This is a genomic window from Homoserinimonas sp. A447 (genome assembly GCF_054489325.1).
Genome location: NZ_JBTMWW010000001.1, coordinates 1,042,529 through 1,065,596 on the forward strand (window position 1 = coordinate 1,042,529; position 23,068 = coordinate 1,065,596).

General features: G+C 65.8%; 20 protein-coding genes and 1 tRNA gene. 9 read left to right on the top strand and 12 right to left on the bottom strand.

Translation table 11 applies throughout. The features are described 5' to 3' along the window. Positions 1-157: 157 nt before the first annotated feature. The 11 genes from ACX3O0_RS05065 to ACX3O0_RS05115 form a co-directional block, all read right to left on the bottom strand. Entirely contained in the window at positions 158-844 is a 687-nt protein-coding gene (locus ACX3O0_RS05065) for an ABC transporter ATP-binding protein (protein WP_459106991.1), read from the bottom strand. After that, positions 841-2,541 (bottom strand): branched-chain amino acid ABC transporter ATP-binding protein/permease, encoded by a 1,701-nt coding sequence (locus tag ACX3O0_RS05070; RefSeq protein ID WP_459106992.1) that lies wholly within the window; start codon positions 2,539-2,541, stop codon positions 841-843. The genes ACX3O0_RS05065 and ACX3O0_RS05070 overlap by 4 nt, the downstream gene beginning before the upstream one ends. Further along, positions 2,541-3,767, bottom strand: coding sequence for a substrate-binding protein (locus ACX3O0_RS05075; RefSeq protein WP_459092382.1), 1,227 nt, complete (start codon positions 3,765-3,767; stop codon positions 2,541-2,543). Before ACX3O0_RS05075 ends, ACX3O0_RS05070 begins: the two co-directional genes overlap by 1 nt. After that, positions 3,737-4,618 carry a branched-chain amino acid ABC transporter permease gene (locus ACX3O0_RS05080; RefSeq protein ID WP_459106993.1) on the bottom strand — a complete coding sequence of 294 codons (882 nt, stop codon included), beginning with the start codon at positions 4,616-4,618 and terminating at the stop codon, positions 3,737-3,739. The genes ACX3O0_RS05075 and ACX3O0_RS05080 overlap by 31 nt, the downstream gene beginning before the upstream one ends. Before the next feature lie 4 nt (positions 4,619-4,622). After that, positions 4,623-6,047, bottom strand: a complete 1,425-nt coding sequence (locus ACX3O0_RS05085; RefSeq protein WP_459106994.1) for an amidase — start codon at positions 6,045-6,047, stop codon at positions 4,623-4,625. A 78-nt stretch (positions 6,048-6,125) separates the two neighbouring features. Then, on the bottom strand, positions 6,126-6,701 hold the full coding sequence (locus ACX3O0_RS05090; protein WP_459106995.1) for a TetR/AcrR family transcriptional regulator: 576 nt from the start codon (positions 6,699-6,701) through the stop codon (positions 6,126-6,128). Between the two features lie 485 nt (positions 6,702-7,186). Continuing rightward, complete coding sequence (locus ACX3O0_RS05095) at positions 7,187-7,417, bottom strand: hypothetical protein (RefSeq protein ID WP_459106996.1); 231 nt, start codon at positions 7,415-7,417, stop codon at positions 7,187-7,189. Between the two features lie 698 nt (positions 7,418-8,115). Continuing rightward, entirely contained in the window at positions 8,116-9,306 is a 1,191-nt protein-coding gene (locus tag ACX3O0_RS05100) for an HIRAN domain-containing protein (RefSeq protein WP_459106997.1), read from the bottom strand. 281 nt (positions 9,307-9,587) lie between these two features. Then, positions 9,588-10,640 (bottom strand): hypothetical protein, encoded by a 1,053-nt coding sequence (locus ACX3O0_RS05105; protein ID WP_459106998.1) that lies wholly within the window; start codon positions 10,638-10,640, stop codon positions 9,588-9,590. Positions 10,641-10,736: 96 nt separating this feature from the next. After that, complete coding sequence (locus ACX3O0_RS05110) at positions 10,737-11,216, bottom strand: hypothetical protein (protein ID WP_459106999.1); 480 nt, start codon at positions 11,214-11,216, stop codon at positions 10,737-10,739. Between the two features lie 435 nt (positions 11,217-11,651). Then, positions 11,652-11,736, bottom strand: a tRNA-Leu gene (locus ACX3O0_RS05115). A 120-nt stretch (positions 11,737-11,856) separates the two neighbouring features. Here ACX3O0_RS05115 and ACX3O0_RS05120 point away from each other — a divergent pair. From ACX3O0_RS05120 to mshC, 4 genes are all read left to right on the top strand, one after another. Next, positions 11,857-13,233: a M20/M25/M40 family metallo-hydrolase gene (locus ACX3O0_RS05120; RefSeq protein WP_459107000.1), complete on the top strand. Its 1,377-nt coding sequence runs from the start codon at positions 11,857-11,859 to the stop codon at positions 13,231-13,233. 15 nt (positions 13,234-13,248) lie between these two features. Further along, positions 13,249-14,172 (top strand): undecaprenyl-diphosphate phosphatase, encoded by a 924-nt coding sequence (locus ACX3O0_RS05125; RefSeq protein ID WP_459107001.1) that lies wholly within the window; start codon positions 13,249-13,251, stop codon positions 14,170-14,172. A 156-nt stretch (positions 14,173-14,328) separates the two neighbouring features. Then, complete coding sequence (locus ACX3O0_RS05130; protein WP_459107002.1) at positions 14,329-15,765, top strand: HNH endonuclease signature motif containing protein; 1,437 nt, start codon at positions 14,329-14,331, stop codon at positions 15,763-15,765. A 126-nt stretch (positions 15,766-15,891) separates the two neighbouring features. Next, positions 15,892-17,127, top strand: a complete 1,236-nt coding sequence (mshC, locus tag ACX3O0_RS05135) for a cysteine--1-D-myo-inosityl 2-amino-2-deoxy-alpha-D-glucopyranoside ligase (protein ID WP_459107003.1) — start codon at positions 15,892-15,894, stop codon at positions 17,125-17,127. A 157-nt stretch (positions 17,128-17,284) separates the two neighbouring features. Here mshC and ACX3O0_RS05140 read toward each other — a convergent pair whose 3' ends face one another. Then, positions 17,285-18,142 carry a proteasome assembly chaperone family protein gene (locus tag ACX3O0_RS05140; RefSeq protein WP_459092360.1) on the bottom strand — a complete coding sequence of 286 codons (858 nt, stop codon included), beginning with the start codon at positions 18,140-18,142 and terminating at the stop codon, positions 17,285-17,287. Between the two features lie 106 nt (positions 18,143-18,248). Here ACX3O0_RS05140 and ACX3O0_RS05145 point away from each other — a divergent pair, with 106 nt between their 5' ends. From ACX3O0_RS05145 to ACX3O0_RS05165, 5 genes are all read left to right on the top strand, one after another. After that, positions 18,249-18,923, top strand: a complete 675-nt coding sequence (locus ACX3O0_RS05145; protein WP_459107004.1) for an HAD family hydrolase — start codon at positions 18,249-18,251, stop codon at positions 18,921-18,923. Then, positions 18,923-19,957: a tRNA (adenine-N1)-methyltransferase gene (locus ACX3O0_RS05150; RefSeq protein ID WP_459107005.1), complete on the top strand. Its 1,035-nt coding sequence runs from the start codon at positions 18,923-18,925 to the stop codon at positions 19,955-19,957. Before ACX3O0_RS05145 ends, ACX3O0_RS05150 begins: the two co-directional genes overlap by 1 nt. A 71-nt stretch (positions 19,958-20,028) precedes the next feature. Further along, positions 20,029-20,991 (top strand): FKBP-type peptidyl-prolyl cis-trans isomerase, encoded by a 963-nt coding sequence (locus ACX3O0_RS05155; RefSeq protein ID WP_459107006.1) that lies wholly within the window; start codon positions 20,029-20,031, stop codon positions 20,989-20,991. Between the two features lie 26 nt (positions 20,992-21,017). Then, positions 21,018-22,034 carry a helix-turn-helix transcriptional regulator gene (locus tag ACX3O0_RS05160; protein ID WP_459107007.1) on the top strand — a complete coding sequence of 339 codons (1,017 nt, stop codon included), beginning with the start codon at positions 21,018-21,020 and terminating at the stop codon, positions 22,032-22,034. After that, positions 22,027-23,007: a helix-turn-helix transcriptional regulator gene (locus ACX3O0_RS05165; protein ID WP_459107008.1), complete on the top strand. Its 981-nt coding sequence runs from the start codon at positions 22,027-22,029 to the stop codon at positions 23,005-23,007. The genes ACX3O0_RS05160 and ACX3O0_RS05165 overlap by 8 nt, the downstream gene beginning before the upstream one ends. Positions 23,008-23,068: the final 61 nt, after the last annotated feature.

The following is a 23,068-nucleotide window of genomic DNA, read 5'->3' on the forward strand; positions in this document are numbered from 1 at the left end:
GAGAAGCGCGCAGATCACGTTCCGGTGATCAGCAGTTAAAGGCGTTGGTAGAGATGCGCACGGGAAGCAATCTGATCAGCGACTACAAGATGACGCTCAGCGGCACGCGGGAGCCTTGAACTGGCGCAGCTGATCGTCGCGGGCAGGCGCCGCGTCGTCAGACGACGAGGAAGTCGAGCAGTCGCTGGGGATCTTCGCGCACGTCGGCGGCCGGCGAGTCGAGCACGATCGCGCCCTTCTCCATGGCCAGGACGCGTGTGGCGAATTCCACGAGCGGCTGCGGCGATTGGTCCACCAGGACGATGACGACTCCGGCGCCGGCGATTTCGCGGAACGCCGCCAGCACGTCGCGAACGAGCGAGGGCTGCAGGCCTTGTGAGAACTCGTCGACGAGGATCGCCTTCTCGCCCGCCAGGATCGCGCGCGCGAGTCCGACCTGCTGCTTCTGCCCTCCCGAAAGGTCACCGGCGTTGACGTTCATGCGCTCCCGGATCACGGGAAACAGTGCGGTGACATCCACCGGCGGCTCGTAGCCGCGACGGCGCGCCAGGGCGAGGTTCTCCGCGACCGTCAGGCGCGGGAAAACGCCCCTATCGTCGGGCAGGAGTGACAGGCCGGCGCGCGCCGCGAGATCGGCGCGGCCCGAGCGAAGCGGCATTCCGTCCAGGACCACTTCCCCGTCGATCGCGGGCAGGTGGCCGGCCAACGTGCGCATCACCGTGGTCTTGCCCATGCCGTTGCGGCCCAGGAACGCGATCACTTCCCCGGCGACGATGGTCAGGTCCAGGCGCGGGACGACGGGGACTCCGTCGTAACCGGCCGCGAGCGCATTCACCTCGATCACGTCACAACTCCCAAGTAGGCATCCTTCACATCGTCTCGCGCGGCGATCTCCTCCATCGTCCCCTCCGCGAGGAAGCGTCCGTTCGCGAGCACCACGACGCGGTCCGCGAGTTCGCGGACGATGTCCATGTCATGCTCGATGATCACCAGCGTCGCACCGGTCTCGGTCGCGACGCTGCGCAGGAGCCGCGCCAGTGCGACGGACTCCTCGTGCGACAGACCGGCGGCGGGCTCGTCCAGGATGACGACCTCCGGCCCCCACGTGAGCACCATCGCGAGCTCAAGCGACCGACGATCCGCCAGCGGCAGCTCGGCGGCTGAACGTGCGTCGTCCCGTTCGAATCGGGCGAGTGCTTCGGGAACCTCTCGCGGCTGGAGTGCTTCGCTGCGTGCGAGGCGGAGGTTGTCGGCCGGGGAGAGCTCTGTGAAGACGCTCGGGATCTGGAACACCTTGCCCATGCCCGCGAGGGCGCGACGGTGGATGCGCCACCGGCTCGCGTCGGCGTCGAAGATCGCCACCGTGCCGGTGGTAGGGGCCACGTCTCCGGCGACGATGTTCAGCAGCGTCGTCTTGCCGGCGCCGTTCGGCCCGATGAGGCAGAGAACCTCCCCTGTTGGGACCATGAGGTCGACGCCCAGGAGCACCTTCGTCGCGCCGAAGGACATGCGGATGTCGCGGGCCTGCACGGCGAACTCCGTCTTCGTGGGCAGCGTCCGCCGGGGGATCGGGCTGGATAGCCGCGCGTCCTGCCTTGCCGCACGGTAGGCGGGGATGCGGATGACGCGACGCACGAGCCCGACGAGGCCTCCCGGGGCGAAGCGCACGACGATGAGGAAGATCACGCCGAGCACGAGCAGGTACCACGAGCCGATCGCCTCGCCGAGGTACTGCTGGCCCATCGTGACGATCACAGCTCCGGCGAAGGCGCCGATGAGCGTGCCGCGGCCACCGACGGCCAGCCACACGAGCACCTGCGTGGAGAGCATGATGCCGCCGGCCGATGGCGACACGAGGCCCATGACCGGAGCTGCGATCGCGCCCGCCGCGGCGGCCACGGCCGCGCTGATGACCAGCGCCGACAGCCGCGTGCCACGGACGTCGATGCCCAGATGGGCGGCCCGGTCTGGATTGAGATTGACGGCGAGGGCTCGGCGACCGAGGCGCCCGCGGAGCACGAAGAGCCAGACCACGGCGACGATCAACAGCACCAGGGCGGCCGTGGTGTAGTAGTCGGGGATGAGCCCGCGGGAGCGCACGACGATGCCGTTGCTCCCGTTGGTCACATCCGACCAGGTGCGCGCGAGCTGCTCGAACAGCAGCGTCAGCGCGAGGGTGAGGATCGCCATCGTGGAGGGCAGTGCGCGGCGTCCGAGTCCCGCCAGTCCGATGACGACCGCCACGCCGGCTGCGACGAGGATGCCGCCCACCGCGCCGACGACGCCGGGCAGGTCCTGTCGTTCAGCGATGGCCCAACCGTAGGCCCCGAGTCCGAAGAACGCGGCGTGGCCGATGCTCACTATCCCCGTGCGCCCCCATGCGATGTCCAGCCCGAAGGCGAACAGGCCGTAGACCAGCGCGAGCGTCAGCAGGGCGAGCGGGTACGGCGGCAGGACGAACGGGGCGAGCCCGACCAGTCCCACGGCTGCGGCGAACCCGAGGGCTCGCCGCAGCCGCAGGCGCGGTTCGACGGAGTGCATCACGAGCAGGTGCGCGCCGTCGTGTCGTCGATCGGGTCAAGCACCTCGACGGTCGAGTAGACGCCGCCCTCGTCGATCCGCACGAGAACCATGTCGCTGTTGACGTAGTGGTTGTCCTCACGGAAGCCCAGGTCGCCCAAGAGCCCATCCAGACGGATGGTCGACATCTGCTCGCTGATCGCGTCGGCGTCGTAGCCGCCGGCCGCGTTGACGGCCGCGGCGATGAAGCGCACGGCTTCGTACGCGGTCGCGGCGATCGCAGAGATCGAGCCGTTGTCGCCGTGCTCTTCACGGTAGGCCGCGACGAACGCCTCGTTGTCGGCGCCCGGCGTCTGGTCGGAGTACTGCAGCGCCGTCGTCCGTCCCTCCAGGATCGGGCCGAGAGCACCGTAGAACTCCTGCTGCGACGTGGTGCCGGTGACACCGCGGTCGGTGAGCAGGCCGAACTGATCGGCCTGGCTCATGAACGATACGGCGTCGCCGCCGACGACGGCCGTCAGGATCCAGTCGGGGTCGGCGTTCACGAGCTTGCCGATCACCGGCTGCCAGTCGGCCGTTCCCAGCGGGCTGTACTCCTCCGCGACGACCTCGCCGCCATTCTCGGCGATGAACTCGCTCGCCACCGCGTGGTACGTGTGCGGGAAAATGTAGTCGTTCCCGACCAGTCCGACGCGCGGACCGTACTGCTCGATCATGTGCGGGATCAGGTCTTCGACCATCATGCGCTCGCTTGCGCCGAACGGCCAGAAGTGAGGGCTGCAGAATTCGACCGTGCCGTTGACGACGGTCGAGAACGGCACATCCGCCTCGGCCGCGACCGATCCCGCAGCGACGGAGGTGTCACCGGCGATCGTTCCCAGCACATAGTCCACGTCGTTCTGGCGGATGAGCTGCTGTGTCACCTGCGTCGAGGTCGCGGCGTCCGACTTGTCGTCTACGACGACGAGCTCGATCGGGTGTCCGAGCACGCCGCCATCGGCGTTCACGGCCTCGACGGCGAGCTTGGCGCCCATGACGAGCGAGTTGCCCTCGAGCGAGGCGACACCGGTTGTGGGGGCGACGAGGCCGAGGCGGAAGGCGCGGTCCTCCGCACCGTCATTGCCGTCGTCGGTGCCGAAGGAACCCCCGCCGCACGCGGTGAGAGCGAGCGTGACGGCGGCCAGCGCCGCGATTCCGGCGGTTGCGCGGCGCCCGGTCAGGCGACGCGCCGTTGAAGCGTTTTCCATAGTGTGAACCTCCAGTTGGGGCCTTGCGGCTGTAAGGCGATCAAGACGATGAGAACGATGAAGAAGACGACGCCGGCGACGGTCTCGGGAAGCACCGTGCGCAGCCCGATGTCCAGCACCGCGACGACGAAGGCGCCGAAGATCGGCCCGCCAATGCTGCCGGGACGCCCGAGCAGCACGGCGAAGAACGTGGGCGCCAGCAGCGACACACCGACTTGCGGGGTGATGCCGAGCATGGGGCTCTGCAGGGCGCCGGCGAGCACCGCCAGCGCGGTGCCGACGGCGAAGGTGCCCGTGACCATGACGCCGGTCGGGATGCCGAACCCGGCGGCCATCGCACGGTTGTCGATCGATGCGCGCAGCCGCAGTCCGAGGCTCGTCCGGTACATCACGAGCACGAGGCCGGAGACGATGAGGAGCGAGATGGCCGCGCTGACCAGGCGGAAGATCGGGTAGTCGACCCCGAGGACCTCCACGGTGCCGGTGATGGGCGCGGGGACGGACGCCGGTGTAGGTCCGAAGATCGCCTCAGCGGTCTGGCGCAGGACGATGCCGGAGCCCCACATCGCCAGGAGGGTGGCGAGCATGCCGTGCTGGTACAGGCGGCTGAGCAGTCCTCGCTCGATGAGCGTGCCCAGGACGAGACCCCCGATGAAGGCGAGAAGCAGCCGCAGCGGGAAGGCCACCGGAGTCAGCACGACCATGAGGTAGGCGCCGACCATGGCCATGTCGCCGTGGGCGACGTTCACCACGTTGAGCTGACCGAAGATCAGCCCGAGGCCCCACGCGAGCAGGGCGTAGAAACCGAAGGCGGTGAACACCGACAGCGCGAAGAGGACGAAGGGCTCCATCAGCTCACCACGCGAGGGCGGGGACGGGAAGGCGCTCCTGCAGGGCGAGGGCGATGGCGAGGGTCTCGGCGTCGGCTTCGCCCGGCCCGATGACCGACACGCCCACCGGCAGACCGGTGCGGCTGCCGATTCCTGCGGGGAGCGCGGCGACGGGGAAACCGGTGACGTTCCAGGTCGCGGTGAAGGCGGTGAGCGGATCGGTACCGCCCATCGGGCGGCCCGCGTCGTACCCGTGTCCGCGCAGGGGCGCGGTCGATGCCGCGGTTGGTTCGATGAGGACGGCAATGTCGTTATCGGCGAACCAGCGATGCCACACGGCCGTGACGCCTGCACGGCGCTGCTGGGCGGCGAGGTAGACGTCAACGGTCATGGGCGCCAGTTCGTGGGCGAGAAACTCGCGCACGCTCGGCCGGTACTCGCTCGCGCGGTTCGCGTACTGCGCGTGATAGGTGCGCGCCTCGGCGAGGAAGATCGTGTCGTAGTCGGCTTTGGACAGGTCCGCCGGCGCTGGGACGGTGACGACGGTCGCGCCCAGCTCCCACAGAGCCGCGACCGCCCGCTCCAGACCGTCCCGGACATCCGGTTCGACGTCGACTAGGTCGGGCCGGTTTGTCACGGCCACCCGGATTCCGCGCAGGTCCGCCGCCCGCGGTGCCACGATGCCGGGACGCGCACCGACACCGAACGGGTCGCGGGAGCGCGGCGCGGCGCTGAGGACCTCGAGCGCGACGGCGCAGTCGTCGATCGTGCGGGCGATCGGGCCGGCGTGATCGAGCGTCGTGGACAGCGGGATCACGCCGTCGGTGGGCACACGACCGAAGGTCGCCTTGAAGGAGGAAACGCCGACGAGGGCCGCCGGGATGCGGAGGGACCCCGCCGTGTCGGTGCCGAGTGCCAAGGGCACCATGCCGGCGGCGACGGCGGCGGCGGAGCCTCCACTGGATCCCCCGGGGCTGTGAGCGAGGTTCCACGGGTTGCCGACCTGGTCGGTGGTGCCGCCGGCGGCGAACTCGTGCGTGTGAGTGTGCCCCACGTACACGGCACCGGCGTCGGAGAGGGCCGCCCACGTGGCGCTGTCCTCGCCCGCCGTCTCCGTCGCGCGGAGGCGGCTCGAAGCGGTGAGCGGCTTACCTGCGACGGCGAACAGATCCTTGAGTCCGACGGGGATGCCCGCCAACAGGGAGGGGTCACCCTGCGCGATGCGCCGATCCGCGGCATCCGCGGCAGCCATCGCGGCGTCGCGGTCGAGACGCACCCACGCGTTGACAGCGTCCGGGGCTCCGTCGAAGTCGGGCTCTCCGCCGTTTCGCGCGTCGATCCTGTCGAAGGCGAGCGCAGTCAGGTCGCGCGAGCTGAGGCTGCCGTCGCGCAGCTGTTCTGCCAGGCGGCGGATTCCTGAATCCAGCGGGTGAGCACCATTGTTCGACACATCATCATCTTGAGAGCACGGGGCGATCCGTGCGCGGGAAGTGAGAGAACTACCCCGGATCTGTCGCAGATGGCTGAATCAGCGCGGGTGATGCACGGTGCGCAGCAGTCGCTCGATGTCGATCTGCGGCGCCACGAAGCCCCCGACGATCGTGGCCAGCATGGGAGTGCGACGCTCTTTGTTGCGGATGGAGCCGACGAGCTCGACCGCGTCCCGGGGGTCGGCCCATCGGCGCACGGACCCCGACGCCCGAGCGGCGTTCCAGAGTTCGTCGAAGCGCGCGTCGAAGACCTCGCGCACTGGCGCGATCGCCGTGGGGGTCGTGCCTACCTTCAGCCCGGCGGCCTGGATGAACTGCGCGTCGTCGCTGACGAGTCGCGAGAATCGGTCGAGCACGAGGGCGATGTCGAAGACCGCCGGGCGAGAAGTGCGCGAACCTCGCGCCCACTCGCTCATGCGCTCCCAGCGATCCACGGAGATGCCGTCGACGAGCGCCTGCTTGCTCGGGAAGTGACGATAGAGCGTCGCCGAGCTCACGCCCGCGCGATCGGCGATGTCGCGCGCGCTGGTCTCATCGGTTCCGACCTGCGCGATGAGGACGCATGCGGCATCCAGCAACAACCTGCGATTCTGTTTGGCGTCGCTGCGAAGCATCGGCTGACTCCCTTGACGAGTGGGTCAGTCACCATATCACCGTCTCGTCGAGGCAGAGTTTGCACGCCCCGCCCTAGCCCGCATTCTCTGGCTCCGCGCGTTCAGAATCGACGCATCACACCCGCAGGCTCATCAGTAGTGATCGCGCGCTTGCACGACGGTGACAAATTGTTCGTCGGCAGATCGCCGCAATGGTGCCGATGCCACTGAACGGGTTCTTCGAGCCACGGGGAGTCGCAACACTCAATATTTTCGCTCGATATCTGTAGCTCAGATGCATCGAACACCAGTGCTCGAAAGATGAAGGCGTCTTCCCCACTCCGGGGGCCGATCGGTCGCCTCCATGTCATCCACGGGAGGAAAAGCGAACCGCTTGGCGCATCCAGCTAAAAAGGGATGATTCGCTGGACCGGGCCCCCCGCGGGCGGCGAGGGACGGCGACATATGTGCTGTTATAGGAAAACAGGCCGGTCGCCTGAGGCAGTTCAGCTCGCTCCATTGCCGGCTGTGCCCTTATTAGGACGATACGCACCCCGGTAGTTGCGATCCTGGAACTTCAGCCATTTCTTTCCGACCTGGTGCGACGTCAGATGCCACGACCCGCACCCCGGGCATGGGTAGACGGCCAGTGTTCCCGGGAATCCGGGTTGCTCCGAGATCGCACGCGCGGCGCGGAGCGCCTCGATGCGGAATGAGTAGGTGACTTTCTGGCACATGCAGACTCCTTGATGGCGCTACAAATAGCGCCGAATAAAGTGACTGCACTGCGTCGAATCGGTTCACAACAAGATATCGGACCGGCGAGTAGCAGGGCATTGCGATGAAGGCTTTCGTTACACCTTCGACGTCACCGCGGGTTCTGCGGCGAGCCATATTTGGTCTAACGCCAGAGACCTTCTTGAGCCGAGGCGCAAATTAGTAGCCGATCTCTGGACACGACAGCATAGAGTCCACGAGTCTGCTCGCTGCCACTGCTTCATTGATGAACGCTGTCGGCACCATCTGGCAGATGGTGGCCGCTGCAAGGGCTTCCGTGGACGCCATGAGCGGGCTTCTTGCTGACTACAGCGAATTAGCGCGACTAGAAAGCAAGTCAGTTCTGGCCGAAGTGCCCTGGTGGAATCGAGTCGAACGTCGTCGTCGGCTGAAAACTATGAAGAGGGACCTGCCCCAAGTCCTCAGTGCGTCGGAACTCCAACTCTCAAATGCGTACGACCGTGCGGCATCCGGCTGGGCACTGTTGTCTGTGGGTGCCCTGACTGCCGCATGCGTCGCATCACACTCGCTCTTTACGGCCCAGTAGGCAGCACTTGGTGGCTGAACGCCCACAAGTCGCGACGGTTCGCAAACCACGCTGACTAATGCAGCACAGGCCCCCGTGCTTCGTACCTGCCGGAGATCGGGAGTCTGCCGTCTAGAGCGGTTGCTTCGTCTCCTCGGGCATTGAAAGAATGCCTGGATGTCGTGGCATCAGCCGTTTCCGTTGCAAGTGCCAGGCGATCATGCCCGCCAGTCCTCCCAATAGCAGCAGAGGCCCCACGACCGGGATCTGTGCGAGTGCCAGCAAAAGTATGATTCCGATTACCCAAAGCACCAAATGCAACCCGGTGGGGGCAGGCGGTGGCGGGAGCTCGCGTTCGTCCACATAGCTTGAAGGGGCCGCGGCTCTGGTGGGCGACAGTCGAGGTAGCCGATCCGAGGACGCCGGCCACGAGTCGGCAACCAATTCCGCCTTCGTCACATCCAGCACCACTTCCGCGGCGAGGCGCGACCCTGTGATCTGAGCCCACGCTGCAGCGGTAGCCCCACGAGATTCAGCCTCCGTCACGAGCGGGCGAAGTCCCTCCGAGGTGACTGGACTGAGTTGGCCGATGCGTTTTCCATCGAGACGCACCTCCATCACTGCGACATTGCTGCGAGCCCGTGGGACCTCGACCGGATGTAGCGTCACGACCACGTCGTGATCCGCCTCGGAGCTAACGTATTGCCTCAGGACATCAAGGTGATCCTGCTCACCGGTTACCTGAATCCGCCTCCCGCGCGGAATCACGTAATGCGACTCGGGCGGAGGTTCATTCTTGGGGAGTATCCGGTGAGGTGCGGGAAGAGCGAGCCGGATTGCACTCTTGAGCTCGTCGCGTGAACGACGTGTCGACCACCGAGTCACCGCCCAGATCCGAACATTAACTTCGGGAACTATCCCGCATCGAGTGAACAGAGATAGCGGAGCGAAATACTCGCGTGCCGCGTCCCGATCGAGGTAGCCGACGATGAGGCCATCGACTCGCACCGAGACAGCCTTGGCGTCGTGGGGGTTGTCTGGCTCTGGTACAAGCTCAGCTACACCCTCCCAGACGATTTCTTGATCGCGCGCTGGGCGCCCGCCGATCACCGTAGAAATTTGCACCTCGCGGAAGTTCTCCCCAACGACGTCAAATCTCGCTTCCCCTCGAGCCGAGATGTTGAACCTCGGAGCGCCCGGCAGATATGCGGCGGCAGGGCGGCTGACCTGCCAGTAGGCGGGTGCCCACTCCTTGCCGCTCCACCAGCGAACCCAATGTGCATTCTCTGGCGCCGGATGCCATCCAGCCTTAACAGTGCCCATCTCAGATCCCCCCAGTAATTTGTCGCCTTATCCGACACATTCTGTCGCTTGCCACGCAAAGTGTCTATTGCTCAAATACGGGGAGGCTGTCGACGAACTGCTCAGCCAGCGATACTCAACCGCAACAGGGACTACCAACCCCAAGACGTAGAAAACCCCCGAACCTGAGGGTTCGGGGGTTTTCTATGTCCTAAGACATCACAGCGTGGGAGGTTCGGACAATCCATTTAGCCCCGTGTCTGCAGGGTAGTTCGGTGACCACGTCAATGGCGTTCCACGAATTAACTCCTAGGATTCCACGAGCGCGACGGCCCGGGCTGCTTCGGGCCCCATCCTGTGTCCGCCGAGAGACGTGCCTGCGCCCGCCGCGCTAGGTATTTCGCCCGAGCCTTCACCTTGGGCATGATGCCTTCGCTGCGGGTCAGAACGCGTCGCCGCTCGCGGTTCATGTACGCGCGCACGGCTTCGTGCACCCGCTCATCGAGGGCCTCGATCAGGACTGTGTCACCAGTGATCTGCACACCCATCGCATTCTCAACACCGAACGCAGGAGAAAGGTGTTCAAGGACCTGCACAAGGGCTTCATCGTCGGTCACGAATACTGCAGGCACTTCCGCGTATTTTCGAAACGCCGGAAGGGAGAACATTGCTGGGAGCCGCGAGTACATCAGGTCCCAGGTTGCACCCCAGACGCTGTCGCAAATATCAGCGGATGCGTCTATTTTCAGGAACCGCCGCACGCGACCTGAAAGGTCCCCGGTTCCCGCGAGAAGGCAGAAGCCAATCCATGCTTCTCTGCTAGCTGACACCTTGAGCTCGTGCTCCAACCAGAATCGGTAGCGATCGAATCGCTCCTCTGGCGTTCTCAGGTCCTCTCTATGGATCACCACGGCCTGAAGCAAGGCCGCATATGAGACCATGAACCACGATCTGAGCCAGGAAGTCCAGTCATCGACGGGCAAAACCTCCGACTCAATGACCAAGCCGCCGGTCTCACCGCCATCGAGCAAGTGGAGTAGGTAGCCGCGACCTTCGGTCAGGTAAAACGACGCGGTATCTGCGCGTGCGTTGTACCGCTCCGCGTCAGCGGTACTTCCCAACCGCCGAATCTCTGGCTCCGCGGCGCTGAACGCGCTGATTACCTGAGCGCCGTCCGGGATAGCGATTGCGAGCTTTCGCAACCGTGTCATCTCGACGGCACCCAGGTTCTGGGAGACGCCATCCGTCTGGCGCTTATGTACGCTTGCGATTCGCGCGCTGATGTTCCAATCGAGTAGCACCGATCGCGCGTTGCTAAGCCCACCAGGAGGCAACTGCAAAAACTCTTTGCGCAACCGTCAACACCTCCAGTGGTTCAGCACGTCTACCCGAACGTTCAGGCTCCGGCCCTTTCGGCGTACCGCAGTTCATCTCGAAACACGATGTTGCTCCTAAGGCATACGGAAGTAGGAGTGATCGCCGCCGTAAGGGATCAATTTGCTCCGCATCTTGTTCTTCGGATGCTCCCACCAGGTCATTTGAAACACCCCGGGCTGGGGCACGTCGAGCCAGTTGAACGAGGTGCGCTTCGTCTCATCCGTTTCCAGCGAACCGAGTTCGTGCTCGCCCGCCTTCGCGTACCCCGAAATGCTTACCCGAACGTCATATGCGGTCCCGTTGGCCCTGTTGGTCACCGCAAATTCGAGAACTTGATAGTCGTAAGGGTCGCCGTCCGGATCTAGATCCTCGTGAACGTCAAAGTCAACATTCGACTCTGTCTCTAGCCGCGGCCGGGGAGTAGCTCGCTCCGATCGTATGTAGACGATCACGCTCAGTACGATCGCGGCCGTAGAAAGCCCGGATGGGATCGACGCGATCGGAGTGCTTATAAAGTCCCACAAGTCGGCAAGTAATTTCGTGAGCCACTCCATGAAGCAGAACTGTAGTGCACGCGTGCAGCAACCAGTCCCTCTCGATCTGACGGGGAGCGGCGTTATCGTTTACGGCGGGTCACCTCAGCTCTCCCGTCTCTTGGGTTCCAGTAAGCGCTAAATTGGACGGGGGCGTCCATCGACTCGCCCCGGCGACCCCCAGGGGAAGTCGATTCCGGCAAAGGTTCCCTCAGCCGTCCATTGCACTCACAACAGCACCTCCCGGAAGCCCGGGTCATTGGCGCGTCCGAAATCACTCGGGCGCGCCTTCTTTCGTTAACAAACGCCTTCCGTGTCAATTCGAGCGCCTGCCTGACTGGCCGAACAGCGATCCCGCAATGCACGACAGCGCGAAAAAGGGCCGGCAACCAGATAAATCCGGTTGCCGGCCCAATTGTCCAAAGAGTTCTCCGGAATACTCCGAAGCACCCAGCGTGCGCGAAGGGGGACTTGAACCCCCACGCCCTATACGGGCACTAGCACCTCAAGCTAGCGCGTCTGCCATTTCCGCCATCCGCGCGCAGTCGGTCGTCCATCACTGAACTACCGAGGTACGAGATTAGCACGATTGGCCGTGCCCGATAACCGCCTCCGACCGGTCCGCGCGAGCCTCCGGCGCGTTTGCCGATACCGTGGAGGGATGGACCTGCCGCCGCCCCTGACGAGCACCGAACCCGAACTCGATGAGACCGCAATAATCGCGCGGGACCTCATCCGCATCGACACCTCCAACTACGGCGAAGGCAAGTCGAACGGCGAGACTGAAGCCGCCGAGTATGTGGCCGCCCGGCTCACCGCAATGGGGCTGGATGCGCGGATGTTCGAGTCGGAGCCGGGACGCGTGAGCGTTGTGGCGCGGGTTGAGGGGGTCTCGACAGGCTCGACCAGCCAAAGGGGCTCGACCAGCGGAAGCAGCTCGACCGGCGAACGGACTGGCGCGCTTGTCGTACACGGGCATCTCGACGTGGTTCCCGCGGTCGCCGACAACTGGAGCGTCGACCCGTTCGCCGGCGTCGTCAAGGACGGCATGCTCTGGGGCCGCGGCGCCGTCGACATGAAGAACATGGATGCCATGATCCTCACCGCCCTGGAAGACATCCTGGGCTCAGGCAGGCAACCCGCTCGCGACCTGGTCATCGCATTCTTCGCCGATGAGGAGGCCGGGGGAGTGCTCGGTTCCGGCTACCTGGTGCGCGAGCATCCGGAACTCTTCGCCGGCGCCACCGAAGCCATCAGCGAGGTCGGCGGCTACTCGATCACCCTCGGCGGCCAGCGCGCCTACCTGCTGCAGACCGGCGAGAAAGCCCTCATCTGGATCAAGCTGATCGCCCGTGGCACGGCAGCGCACGGCTCCCGCATCATCCACGACAACGCCATCACGAAGCTCGCCGAGGCCGTCGCCAAGGTGGGGCGCCGCCAGTGGCCCATCCGCCTCACCGAAACCACGACGCTTCTCATGTCGGAGATCGCCAGGATCCTCGGTGAGGACCCGCAGAAGGTCGGGCCGGATGAGCTTGCGATCGCGACCGGGACGGCATCCGGCTTCATCCAGGGGTCGCTGCGCACCACCACCAACCCGACGCTGCTACAAGCCGGCTACAAGCACAATGTCATCCCCGACACGGCCGAAGCACTTATCGACATCCGCGCCTTCCCCGGCGAAGAGGATGAGGTGCTCGCCGAGATTGCGGACCTCGTGGGCCCCGACATCGAGATCGTCACCATGCACCGCGACATCGGGATGGAGACGGCATTCGACGGCCCCTTGGTCGACGCAATCAAGAGCACACTGAACCGCCACGACCCGGGTGCGCCGGTGCTGCCCTACCTGCTCTCCGGCGGCACCGACAACAAGGCGCTCAGCACGCTGGGCATCAAAGGCTACGGGTTCGCCCCACTGAAGCTCCCGGCAGAACTCGACTTCCCTGGCATGTTCCACGGCGTTGACGAGCGGGTACCGCTCGACGCATTAGTCTTTGGCAGGCAGGTTCTGACCGACCTGCTGCTCGACTACTAGACCCCTGGAGAATCCGTGGAATTCATCGAAGCGATCATCCTCGGGCTGATCCAGGGGCTCACCGAGTTCCTGCCGATCTCATCCAGTGCCCACCTACGGATCGCCGGCGAATTCCTCCCCAGCGCCACCGACCCCGGTGCCACCTTCACCGCCATCACCCAGCTGGGCACCGAGACTGCAGTGATCATGTACTTCTGGGGCGACATCACGCGGATCATCGGCAAATGGTTCCGCCACTTCGGATCACAGCGGATGCTCGCGGAGCCAGCCACGGTCGACTCAGCCGAGGTGCTCGAAGGCGCGACAGCACTCACCCGCCGCACGGCCCGGGCTTCGAGGATCATCGAGAAGAATGATCCGGATGTCCGGCTCGGGTGGCTGATCATTATCGGCACCATCCCCATCGTGCTGCTCGGATACTTCGCGCAGGAGTACATCCGCTCCGTCTTCCGCTCGCTCTGGCTGGTCGCGATCGTACTCATCGTCTTCGGGCTGATCCTGGGCCTCGCGGACTGGGCGGGCAAGCGCACGCGGGAGATCGACGACATGTCGTACCGCCACGGCATCCTCATCGGAATCGCGCAGATGCTCGCGCTCATCCCCGGTGTCTCACGGTCCGGGGCAACGACCACCGCAGGGCTTGCCCTCGGCTATTCGCGACCGGCTGCGGCACGGTTCGCGTTCCTGCTGGCCATCCCCGCCGTGTTCGGCAGCGGGCTGTACGAACTGGTGCACAGCTTCGGCGAACCGCCCGGACACTACGGCTACCTCGAAACCGCCGTGGCGACCGTGGTCGCGTTCGGCGTCGGACTCGCGGTCATCGCCTGGCTGATGAGCTACATCTCGAAGAAGTCGTTCCTACCGTTCGTCATCTACCGCCTGGTATTGGGCGGGGCGCTCATCCTGCTGCTGTCGACCGGGGTGCTGGCGCCGCTGTAGGAGCTGTCGCGGGTCGCAGGTCGAGTTCATCGAGACCCCCTGAGCTTGCCGAAGGGTGCGAGCACGAACTACTCCTCCACAGGCGGCCTTCAAATACTTCTCCACAGATTCGCGAGAACTCTTCGGATATAGTTACGACTCTGCGATAATTGATGCATGTCCAGAATCGTCTTCACTTTCGAAACAGCGGATGCCTCGGCCTCCGCATCGGAACTGTCGCGCGCCGTCGCAGAGGTGCTGCCGACAGGCGAAGTGGTCGGCCTGTCGGACGATGCGCTGCTCCAACACGGCGCCTCCCTCGAACAGCTGGGCCGCCAGATCGACGCGCGCCGGGTCGAATGGGCGGCGGAAGTGGGGGAGCGGTCGCGGCGGGAACTCGGTTCCGCCTCCCTGGCCGCAAAGAAAGGTTGCCGTACCGCTGTCGAACTAATCCAGCGAGTGACCCGCACCTCGGGAGCAACTGTTTCCCGCCTCCTCAAGCTGGGCGCGGAGACCCGACCGCAGCGGTCGCTGGCCGGCGTTGAGTTCCCGGCCCGATTCCCGCGGGTCTCCGAGGCGCTCAACAACGGAGACATCGGCGCCGACACAGCCCGCGCGATAGTCAACGGCCTCGCTCCGAGCCTTGACCACATTGCCATTGATGACCTCGCTGTCGCCGAGTTCGAACTGGTCGCATCGGCTATGGGAACCAGCCCTGAGAGCACGGTACCGGCCACCGCCGACGAGATCACCGTGCAGGCGACCCAATGGCGCGCGTTCCTTGACCCGGACGGCGTGCGACCGACCGAAGAGCGAGCCATGGCAGAGCGATCGTTCAGCCGCGGGGTGACCAAGGGCGGGCTGGTGATCGGAACGTACGCCCTACTGCCCGAGATCGCGGGCAAGCTGAATCGGGTGATGGACTCGTACCTGTCGCCAAAGACAACCGGCACCTTCCTGAGCGATGAAGACCGGGAAGCGGCCGAAGCTGCCGAGGCGGAAGGCGGTCGCGATCCGCGAACGGACGTGCAGAAGCGTCACGACGTCTTCGCCAGCATGATCGATGCGGTTGCACGCAGCGGCGAGACACCGAGCATCGGGGGAGCAGCCCCTACGGTTCTGGTGAGCGTCACCTCAGACGACCTGTCCCGCGGCCGCGGCGTCGGGTGGATCGACGGGGTCGACGACCCGATCTCCTTCGACGCCGTCAAGCAGTTCATCTGCACCGGCGGAACCCAGAACATCCGCTTCGACTCCGACGGCCGCATCATCGAGCTGGGCTCGCCACAGCGTTGCTTCACACCAGCGCAGCGCAAGGCGATCACGCTCCGTGACGGCGGATGCATCATCCCGGGCTGCAACATCCCACCCGACTGGACCGAAATCCACCACGTCATCGCAGACGCCGACGGTGGCCCAACTCACACCGACAACGGCGTGCTGCTCTGCTGGTACCACCATCGCAGCATCGAAAGCTCCGGCTGGCAGGTGCGGATGCGAAAAGGTGTGCCCGAAGTCAAGGCACCACCCTGGATTCAATGGGACGCGCCCTGGCGACCCGCCAGCAAATCCCGCACCAGATACAAACCACCTCGCACGACACCGACCGAGTGAGGCTGTCGTAGTGCAGCGTTGACGCCGGAACTCGCACGCTGCCTGTCGGCGGAGGTGAGGTGTCGGTCCGTGATGACGGCCATCCGTCGGTGATGTGGACATTGTCAACGCGCATAAGCTCAAAAGGTGAAGTCCTGGAGCCATCCCGCCGTCCCGTCCCTACCCGGAACGTCCCCTGTTCCCCGACTACACGACACGTCGACCGGTGAACTCAAGGATGCCGGCGGCACAGGCGAGGCCTCCCTCTACGTCTGCGGGATCACCCCATACGACGCCACCCACATCGGCCACGCCAACACCTACCTCGCCTACGACACCCTCGTTCGGCTGTGGCTCGACCGCGGCTGCGACGTCCGCTACGTGCAGAACGTCACCGACATCGACGACCCGCTCCTGGAGCGCGCGAAAGAACGCGGCATCGACTGGCAGGAACTCGCCGAGTCCCAGATCGAACTGTTCCGCGGCGACATGACCGCCCTGTCGATCATCCCGCCGCACCACTACGTCGGCGTCACCGAAGTCATCGACGAAGTAGCGGATGCCGTCCACACCCTCCTCGAGCGCGGTTACGCCTACCCGGTCCCCAGCGACAACGCCGAACCCGACCTCTACTTCGACACGGATGCTGCGGCACGAAACACCACCTGGCGCCTGGGACTCGAAAGTAACCTCGACAGCGAAACCATGCTCGCCCTGTCCGCCGAGCGTGGTGGAGACCCCCGGCGCGAAGGCAAGCGCAACCCGCTTGACCCGCTGCTCTGGCGGTCCAGGCGCGACGGCGAGCCGTCCTGGGCATCCGTCCTCGGCGAAGGGCGTCCCGGCTGGCACATCGAGTGCACCGTCATCGCCCTCAACCACCACGCGACATCCGTGACCGTGAACGGCGGCGGCTCAGACCTCGTCTTCCCGCACCACGAATTCAGCGCCGCCCACGCGACAGCCCTCACCGGCGAACCGCTGGCCAAGGTCTACTCGCACACCGGAATGGTCGCCTACCAGGGCGAGAAGATGAGCAAGTCGCTCGGAAACCTCGTCTTCGTGTCCGAGCTCACCGCAGCCGGCGTCGACCCCCGCGCCATCCGGCTGGCGCTCCTCGCCCACCACTACCGCAGCGACTGGGAGTGGACGGATGCCGACCTCCAGTCCGCGACGGAGCGACTGGGTGCGTGGCGGGCGTGGGCCGCCGCGCCAGGGGAGAACGACCAGGCGCAAGCGCACCTCGACGAACTCCGCACTGTGCTGGCCGACGACCTCAACACACCGGCCGCGCTCGACGTCGTCGACGGCTGGGTCGCATCCGGACGGCCCGCTGCGGGCGTCATGGTGAGTGTCATCGACGCGCTGCTCGGGGTTCGGCTCTAGTACACCCGTCAGGTACGGACTCGCCCGGCTCGGGGGCGTGTACAGGTGTGTCTGCAGTTGACGGGTGGGCACCGTTCCCCTTCGACGAGCCCAGGGAGCGGGGCAACCCAAGGAGCGGGGTAACCCAAGGAGCGCGCGGCCCAGGGAGCGGCCCGCGCTACTGCTTGCCGCGCGGGTCGCCCTTACCGTTGTCTCCACGCTTGCGGAGGTACTTCTCGAACTCCTCCGCGATCGCATCACCACTGGCCTCGGGGGAGTCCACCGTGTCCCGGGCCTGCTCCAGCCCGGCAATGTAGGCCGCCATGTCGTCGTCCTCCCCGGCGAGCGCGTCGATTCCGGTCTCCCAGGCGGCCGCCTCCACCGCCAGGTCGCCGCGCGGAATGTCGACCCCGATCACAGTTTCCAGCTTCTCGACCAGCGCCAACGTCGCCTTGGGCGATGGAACACTGTGCACATAGTGGGGCACGGATGCCCAGATGGACGCCGTCGGGATGCCGGAGGTCTCACACGCCATCGACAGCACGGAGAGGATGCCGACCGGCCCCTCATAGGTGCTGCGTTCCACACCCAGCGCCGTCCGAACCTTCTGGTTCTCGCTCGAGACGGAAACCGAGATGGGCCGGGTGTGCGGGACATCCGCCAGCATGGCACCCAGGAAGATCACGCCGGTGATCTCGCGGTCCTCGATCGCCTCCAGGATCTCCACCGTGAACGACTTCCAGTTGCGGGACGGTTCAGCACCCAGCAGCAGGTAGAACTCGGCCGGCCCGGTCGGGCCGTACAGGGTCACGCCCGGCCAGGCGAGCACCCGGCTTCCGCCCTCGTCGAAGGCCAGGTTCGGGCGGTTGAACTGGAAATCGAAATACTCTTCGGCGTCCACCTCGAACATCGGATAGAGCTCGAGCAACTCACGGAGGGAACTGACGGCACCGGTGGCCGCCTCCCCGGCGTCGTTCCAGCCCTCGAACGCCACAATCAGCGGGCGTTCCCCGAAAACTCCTGCGCTACCTGGCACTTAACCTCTGAACTGATCACACGACCGCACGGACTGCCCGGCCTATCCTGCAATCAAGGATAGGCAGGTTAAGGATAAAACCTGCTCCCGGCTAAACTCGTCTCCTGTGACTGAACCGCTACTGGCCGGTGTCCTGTGGGACATGGACGGCACCATCGTCGACACGGAGCCGTACTGGATGCGGGCCGAAGAGGAGCTGGTCGCCTCCTTCAACGGCGTCTGGACCAGGGAGGCCGCCCTGGCGGTGGTCGGCGCCGACCTCTGGGTGGCTGCCCGTATCTTCCAGAACCACGGAGTCGCCCTCCCCGAAGACGAGATCGTCACCCGGCTCACCGACCAGGTGATGGAGCAGGTCAGCGTCGAGGTGCCGTGGCGACCGGGTGCGCGCCAACTCCTGCAGGAACTGAACCAGGCCGGCATCCCGTGCGCCCTGGTCACCATGTCGCTGAACCGGATGGCGCAGCAGGTGGTCTCGGCCATGGGGTTCGACGCATTCACCGCGGTCGTCGGCGGGGACGACGTGACCAAGGGGAAACCGGATGCCGAACCGTACGTTCGGGGTGCCCAGCTGCTCGGCCTCGACGCGTCACAGTGCATCGCCTTCGAAGACTCGACCACCGGTCTCGCCTCGGCCGTCGCATCCGGTGCCGTGACCATCGGTGTTCCCGCCCACATCCACCTGCCGCCGAGCGCCGACTACACGCTCTGGCCGACCCTGGAGGGTCGCCGTGTCGCCGACCTGCGGGAACACTTCGCCACCGCCAGGCAGGACGTCGCCTGATGGCCCAGCACGAACAGCCGGCACAGCGCAGGCAGAGCGGCCCCTTCCGCCTCGGCGACAAAGTGCAGCTCACCGGCCCGAAGGGGCGGATGAACACGGTCACCCTCGAGACCGGCAAGACCTTCCACACCCACCGCGGCATGATCGAACACGACAGCCTCGTCGACCTTCCGGATGGTTCGGTCGTCACCAGCACCACCGGCGACGAGTACCTCGCCCTGCGGCCACTGCTCACCGACTTCGTCATGTCCATGCCCCGTGGCGCGGCGATCATCTACCCGAAGGATGCCGCCCAGATCCTCGCCCACGCCGACATCTTTCCCGGCGCGACCGTCGTCGAGGCGGGCGTCGGCTCCGGCGCTCTCAGCCTGTGGCTGCTGCGGGGCATCGGCCCAACCGGAACCCTCAAGTCGTTCGAGCGCCGCGACGAATTCGCTCAGGTCGCCAAGGGGAACGTCATCAGCTTCCTGGGCGCGGAACCCACCAACTGGAGCGTGACGGTAGGCGACCTGGTCGAGTCGTTGCCGGATGTCGCCGAGCCAGGCTCCGTGGACCGGATCGTCCTCGACATGCTGGCCCCGTGGGAGTGCCTGGACGCCTGCGCATCGGTGCTGAAGCCCGGGGGAGTGCTGCTCTGCTACATCGCCACCGTGACCCAGCTCTCGCGGGTGGCCGAAGCCATCCGCCACACCGGGATGTTCACCGACCCGGACTCCTCGGAGACGATGGTGCGCGGATGGCACGTGGAAGGCCTCGCGGTTCGTCCCGACCACCGGATGGTCGCCCATACCGGGTTCCTGCTCACCGCCAGGCGACTGGCCCCGGGAACCGTGCTTCCCTCGCTCAAGCGCCGGGCGTCGAAGACCGACTTCTCCGACGAGGATGTCGAATTGTGGACACCGGGTTCCCTCGGGGAACGGCAGTCGAGCAGCAAGCGCGCCCGCAAGGTCGCCCGGCAGGCGAGCGGCCAGGCGGAACTGGCCGTGGCGGCGGGCGAGACGACTGAACACGACGACCCGGCCGCGGCCAACTAGAATCGCAGGGGTTGCCCAGACAAGCCGACGCCTGGTCAACGCAGAACCCCGGCAGATCGAAAAGAGGATTCGTGCGCAAGATTTCCGCGCTGCTCGTCACCGCAGGACTCGTGGCAACCCTGACCGCCTGCGCCGGTGACCCCGGCTACGCCGCCTGCGGACAATACGAGTCCGGTGACGCTTCGTCGATCATCGATGTATCCGGAGAGTTCGGCTCGGCGCCGAAGGTGGACTTCCCGACGCCGATCGTGACCTACAACACCGAGGCGACCCAGGTCATCGCGGGCGACGGCGAACGCATCACCATCGGCCAGCCGGTGCGCGCAGAACTTGGCATCTACTACGGCAGCACCGGCCAGGAACTGCAGTCGACCCCCTTCGATGGCAAGGGCATCATGACCATGGCCGGCGAGTCGACGCTGCCGGCCGTTGGCCACGCCCTCGAATGTGCCACCGTCGGATCCCGCATCGTCATCGCCACAACCGCCGAGAAGGCATTCAACGCATCAGCGGTCATGCAACTCGGGGTCAAGCCAGAGGACAGCATCATCTTCGTCGTTGACGCGCTCGACGCCTACCTGCCGAAGGCGGATGGCGCCCCCCAGTCCCCGAATCCCGGCGACCCGGTCGTCGTCACCGCGCCGAACGGTGCCCCGGGCATCACCATCCCGCAGTCCGGCGGATCTGCCGTCGAACCGCCGGAAGACCTCGTCGTCTCCACCCTCATCCGCGGTGAAGGCGAAAAGATCGAGGCAGGCTCCTACGCTGTCGTGCAGTACACCGGCGTGCTCTGGAACACCAACAAGGTCTTCGACTCCACCTGGGCAGACAACTCGCCAGCAGTGTTCCAGTTGACCGAGGACTCGGTCGTGAAGGGCTTCCTCGACGGGCTCGTCGGGCAGACCGTCGGCTCGCAGGTACTCCTGGTGGTGCCGCCGGAGCTCGGCTACGGCGATTCCGGCAATGGCTCAGTGCCGGCCGGCGCCACCCTGGTATTCGTGGTCGACATCCTGGGCCAGATCGACCAACCTTGACATGACAAGCGGTGACAGGCGGCAGCATGACTGACATCAGTGGTGCACTTCGCGTTCCCGTGGAGGAACGCCTGTTCAGCCTTGTCCTGGCGCTCCTCGCCACCGAGACCGGGCTGACCAAGCACGAGATCCTGTCGACCGTGCAGGGCTACCGCCAGCGTTACAACACGTCAGGCGACAATGCCAATCTGGAGCGTCAATTCGAGCGTGACAAAGACGACATCCGTGAGCTCGGCGTTCCACTGGAGACCATCGAGGACCCGGGTCAGGCTGGCAACAACCAGAACCTGCGGTACCGCATCCCGCGCGGCAGCTACGAGTTGCCGACCGACATCACCTTCTCCGCCGAGGAGACGACACTGCTGAACCTGGCGGCAATGGTCTGGCGTGAGGGGTCGCTCTCCGACGAGTCCCGCCGCGCCCTGCTCAAGCTGCGCTCGCTCGGCCTGCCCGCTGACGAACCGGTTCTCAGCTATGCCGCCCACAACCGGGTGCGTGAGCCGGCGTTCGAACCGCTGAACGCCGCTCTGGAGAAGAACGCGACCGTGTCCTTCTCCTACCTGAAACCGGGCGAAGCGCACGCCGGCCACCGCGTCGTCGACCCCTACGCGCTCATCCAGCACCAGGGTCGCTGGCACCTGTATGCGATGCAGAACGGCGAGTCGAGAACCTTCCTGCTGCGTCGCATCACCTCCCCGGTCACGCTGACCGGCAAGACGTTCGCCCCGCCGCCGGGGGATCAGGCCGAGATCGGCCTGCAGGAGCTGGAGGAGGTCTGGAACGCCCGCTCGGCCACAGTCGAGGTGGTGCCGGGGTCGGATGCCGCCACCCGGCTTCTGAAGAGGCGCGGCACCGTGGCTGATGGTTCCACGCTCACCCTCCACTACGCCGACGCGAACATCCTGGCCGACGAGTTGACCGGCTACGGACCGGAAGTGCTGGTCGCCCAGCCGCCAGAACTCCGGGAAGCGGTGCGGGAACGGCTCGAGAGCACGGCAAGGACGCACGGCTCATCCGTCGGGCAGGGGGAACACCGTGGCTAAACGCAAGGCCGCCGCGCCCAAGCAGGCGGCGGACAAGCTCGCCTTCCTGCTCGCGCTGGTGCCGTACCTGATGGACCACGACCGGGTCAGCGTCCCGGAGGTGGCCGCCCATTTCGGAGTCTCAGAGGCCGAAATCCGCGACGCCGTCAACCTCATCGCCGTCTCCGGGATCCCCGGCGCCACCGGCACCTACCAGCACAACGACCTGTTCGATGTCGCCTGGGACGACTTCCTCGACAACGACCAGATCGTGCTGACCAACCTGGTGGCGATCGACGAGTCGCCGCGGTTCTCCGGCCGTGAGGCGGCCGCCCTCATCGCCGGCCTGCAGTACCTTTCCGCGCTGCCCGAGAACACCGATCGCGACGCGATCGCCACCCTGATGGCGAAGCTGTCCCGGGGAGCATCCGCCACCCCCACCCGGTTGGCGGTCGAAGATTCGGAGACGGATGCCACGCTCGCCGTCATCCGGGAATGCGTCGCCGCCGGGGTCCAGGTGGAGTTCGGCTACCGCGGGCACCGCGGCCAGGCTGAGCGCCGCCGGGTCGACCCGCTGCGGATCGAATCCCTCGACGCCGATTGGTACGTTCGCGGCTGGTGCCACCTGCGCGAGGCCGTGAGGACGTTCCGGCTGGACCGCATCAGCGACCCCCACCGCACTGACGAACCGATAACGCACCACAGCCACGACGTGACGCTTCCCGATTCCCTGTTCGAGGTGTCGCTGGACGACCTGGAGGTGACCCTCGAGCTTTCCGCCTCAGCGCTGCCGATACTCGAGGACTACATCCGCGACAACCCGGTGACCACGGTGGCGGATGATCGGGTGCGCACGGTCATCCGCGTATCCCACCTGCACGGGCTCAAGCGCCTGGTCGCCGGGATGCCCGGCGTCGTGACGGTGGTCGCGCCGGAGGAGGCCCGCGCCGCCGTTGCCGAGTGGGCAGCCGCGGGCGCCGCCCGTTACCGGTGACGCCGGCCTATCGGGCTACGTCCAGTTCATGGGGCTACGCACAATCCATAGGGCTAAAATG

Coding starts and splice junctions, on each gene's coding strand:
- ACX3O0_RS05095 (WP_459106996.1), bottom strand. CDS start 7,417: ATGTGCCAGAAAGTCACCTACTCATTCCGCATCGAGGCGCTCCGCGCC.
- ACX3O0_RS05150 (WP_459107005.1), top strand. CDS start 18,923: ATGGCCCAGCACGAACAGCCGGCACAGCGCAGGCAGAGCGGCCCCTTC.
- ACX3O0_RS05100 (WP_459106997.1), bottom strand. CDS start 9,306: ATGGGCACTGTTAAGGCTGGATGGCATCCGGCGCCAGAGAATGCACAT.
- ACX3O0_RS05160 (WP_459107007.1), top strand. CDS start 21,018: ATGACTGACATCAGTGGTGCACTTCGCGTTCCCGTGGAGGAACGCCTG.
- ACX3O0_RS05130 (WP_459107002.1), top strand. CDS start 14,329: ATGTCCAGAATCGTCTTCACTTTCGAAACAGCGGATGCCTCGGCCTCC.
- ACX3O0_RS05075 (WP_459092382.1), bottom strand. CDS start 3,767: ATGGAAAACGCTTCAACGGCGCGTCGCCTGACCGGGCGCCGCGCAACC.
- ACX3O0_RS05090 (WP_459106995.1), bottom strand. CDS start 6,701: ATGCTTCGCAGCGACGCCAAACAGAATCGCAGGTTGTTGCTGGATGCC.
- ACX3O0_RS05110 (WP_459106999.1), bottom strand. CDS start 11,216: ATGGAGTGGCTCACGAAATTACTTGCCGACTTGTGGGACTTTATAAGC.
- ACX3O0_RS05120 (WP_459107000.1), top strand. CDS start 11,857: ATGGACCTGCCGCCGCCCCTGACGAGCACCGAACCCGAACTCGATGAG.
- ACX3O0_RS05080 (WP_459106993.1), bottom strand. CDS start 4,618: ATGGAGCCCTTCGTCCTCTTCGCGCTGTCGGTGTTCACCGCCTTCGGT.
- ACX3O0_RS05070 (WP_459106992.1), bottom strand. CDS start 2,541: ATGCACTCCGTCGAACCGCGCCTGCGGCTGCGGCGAGCCCTCGGGTTC.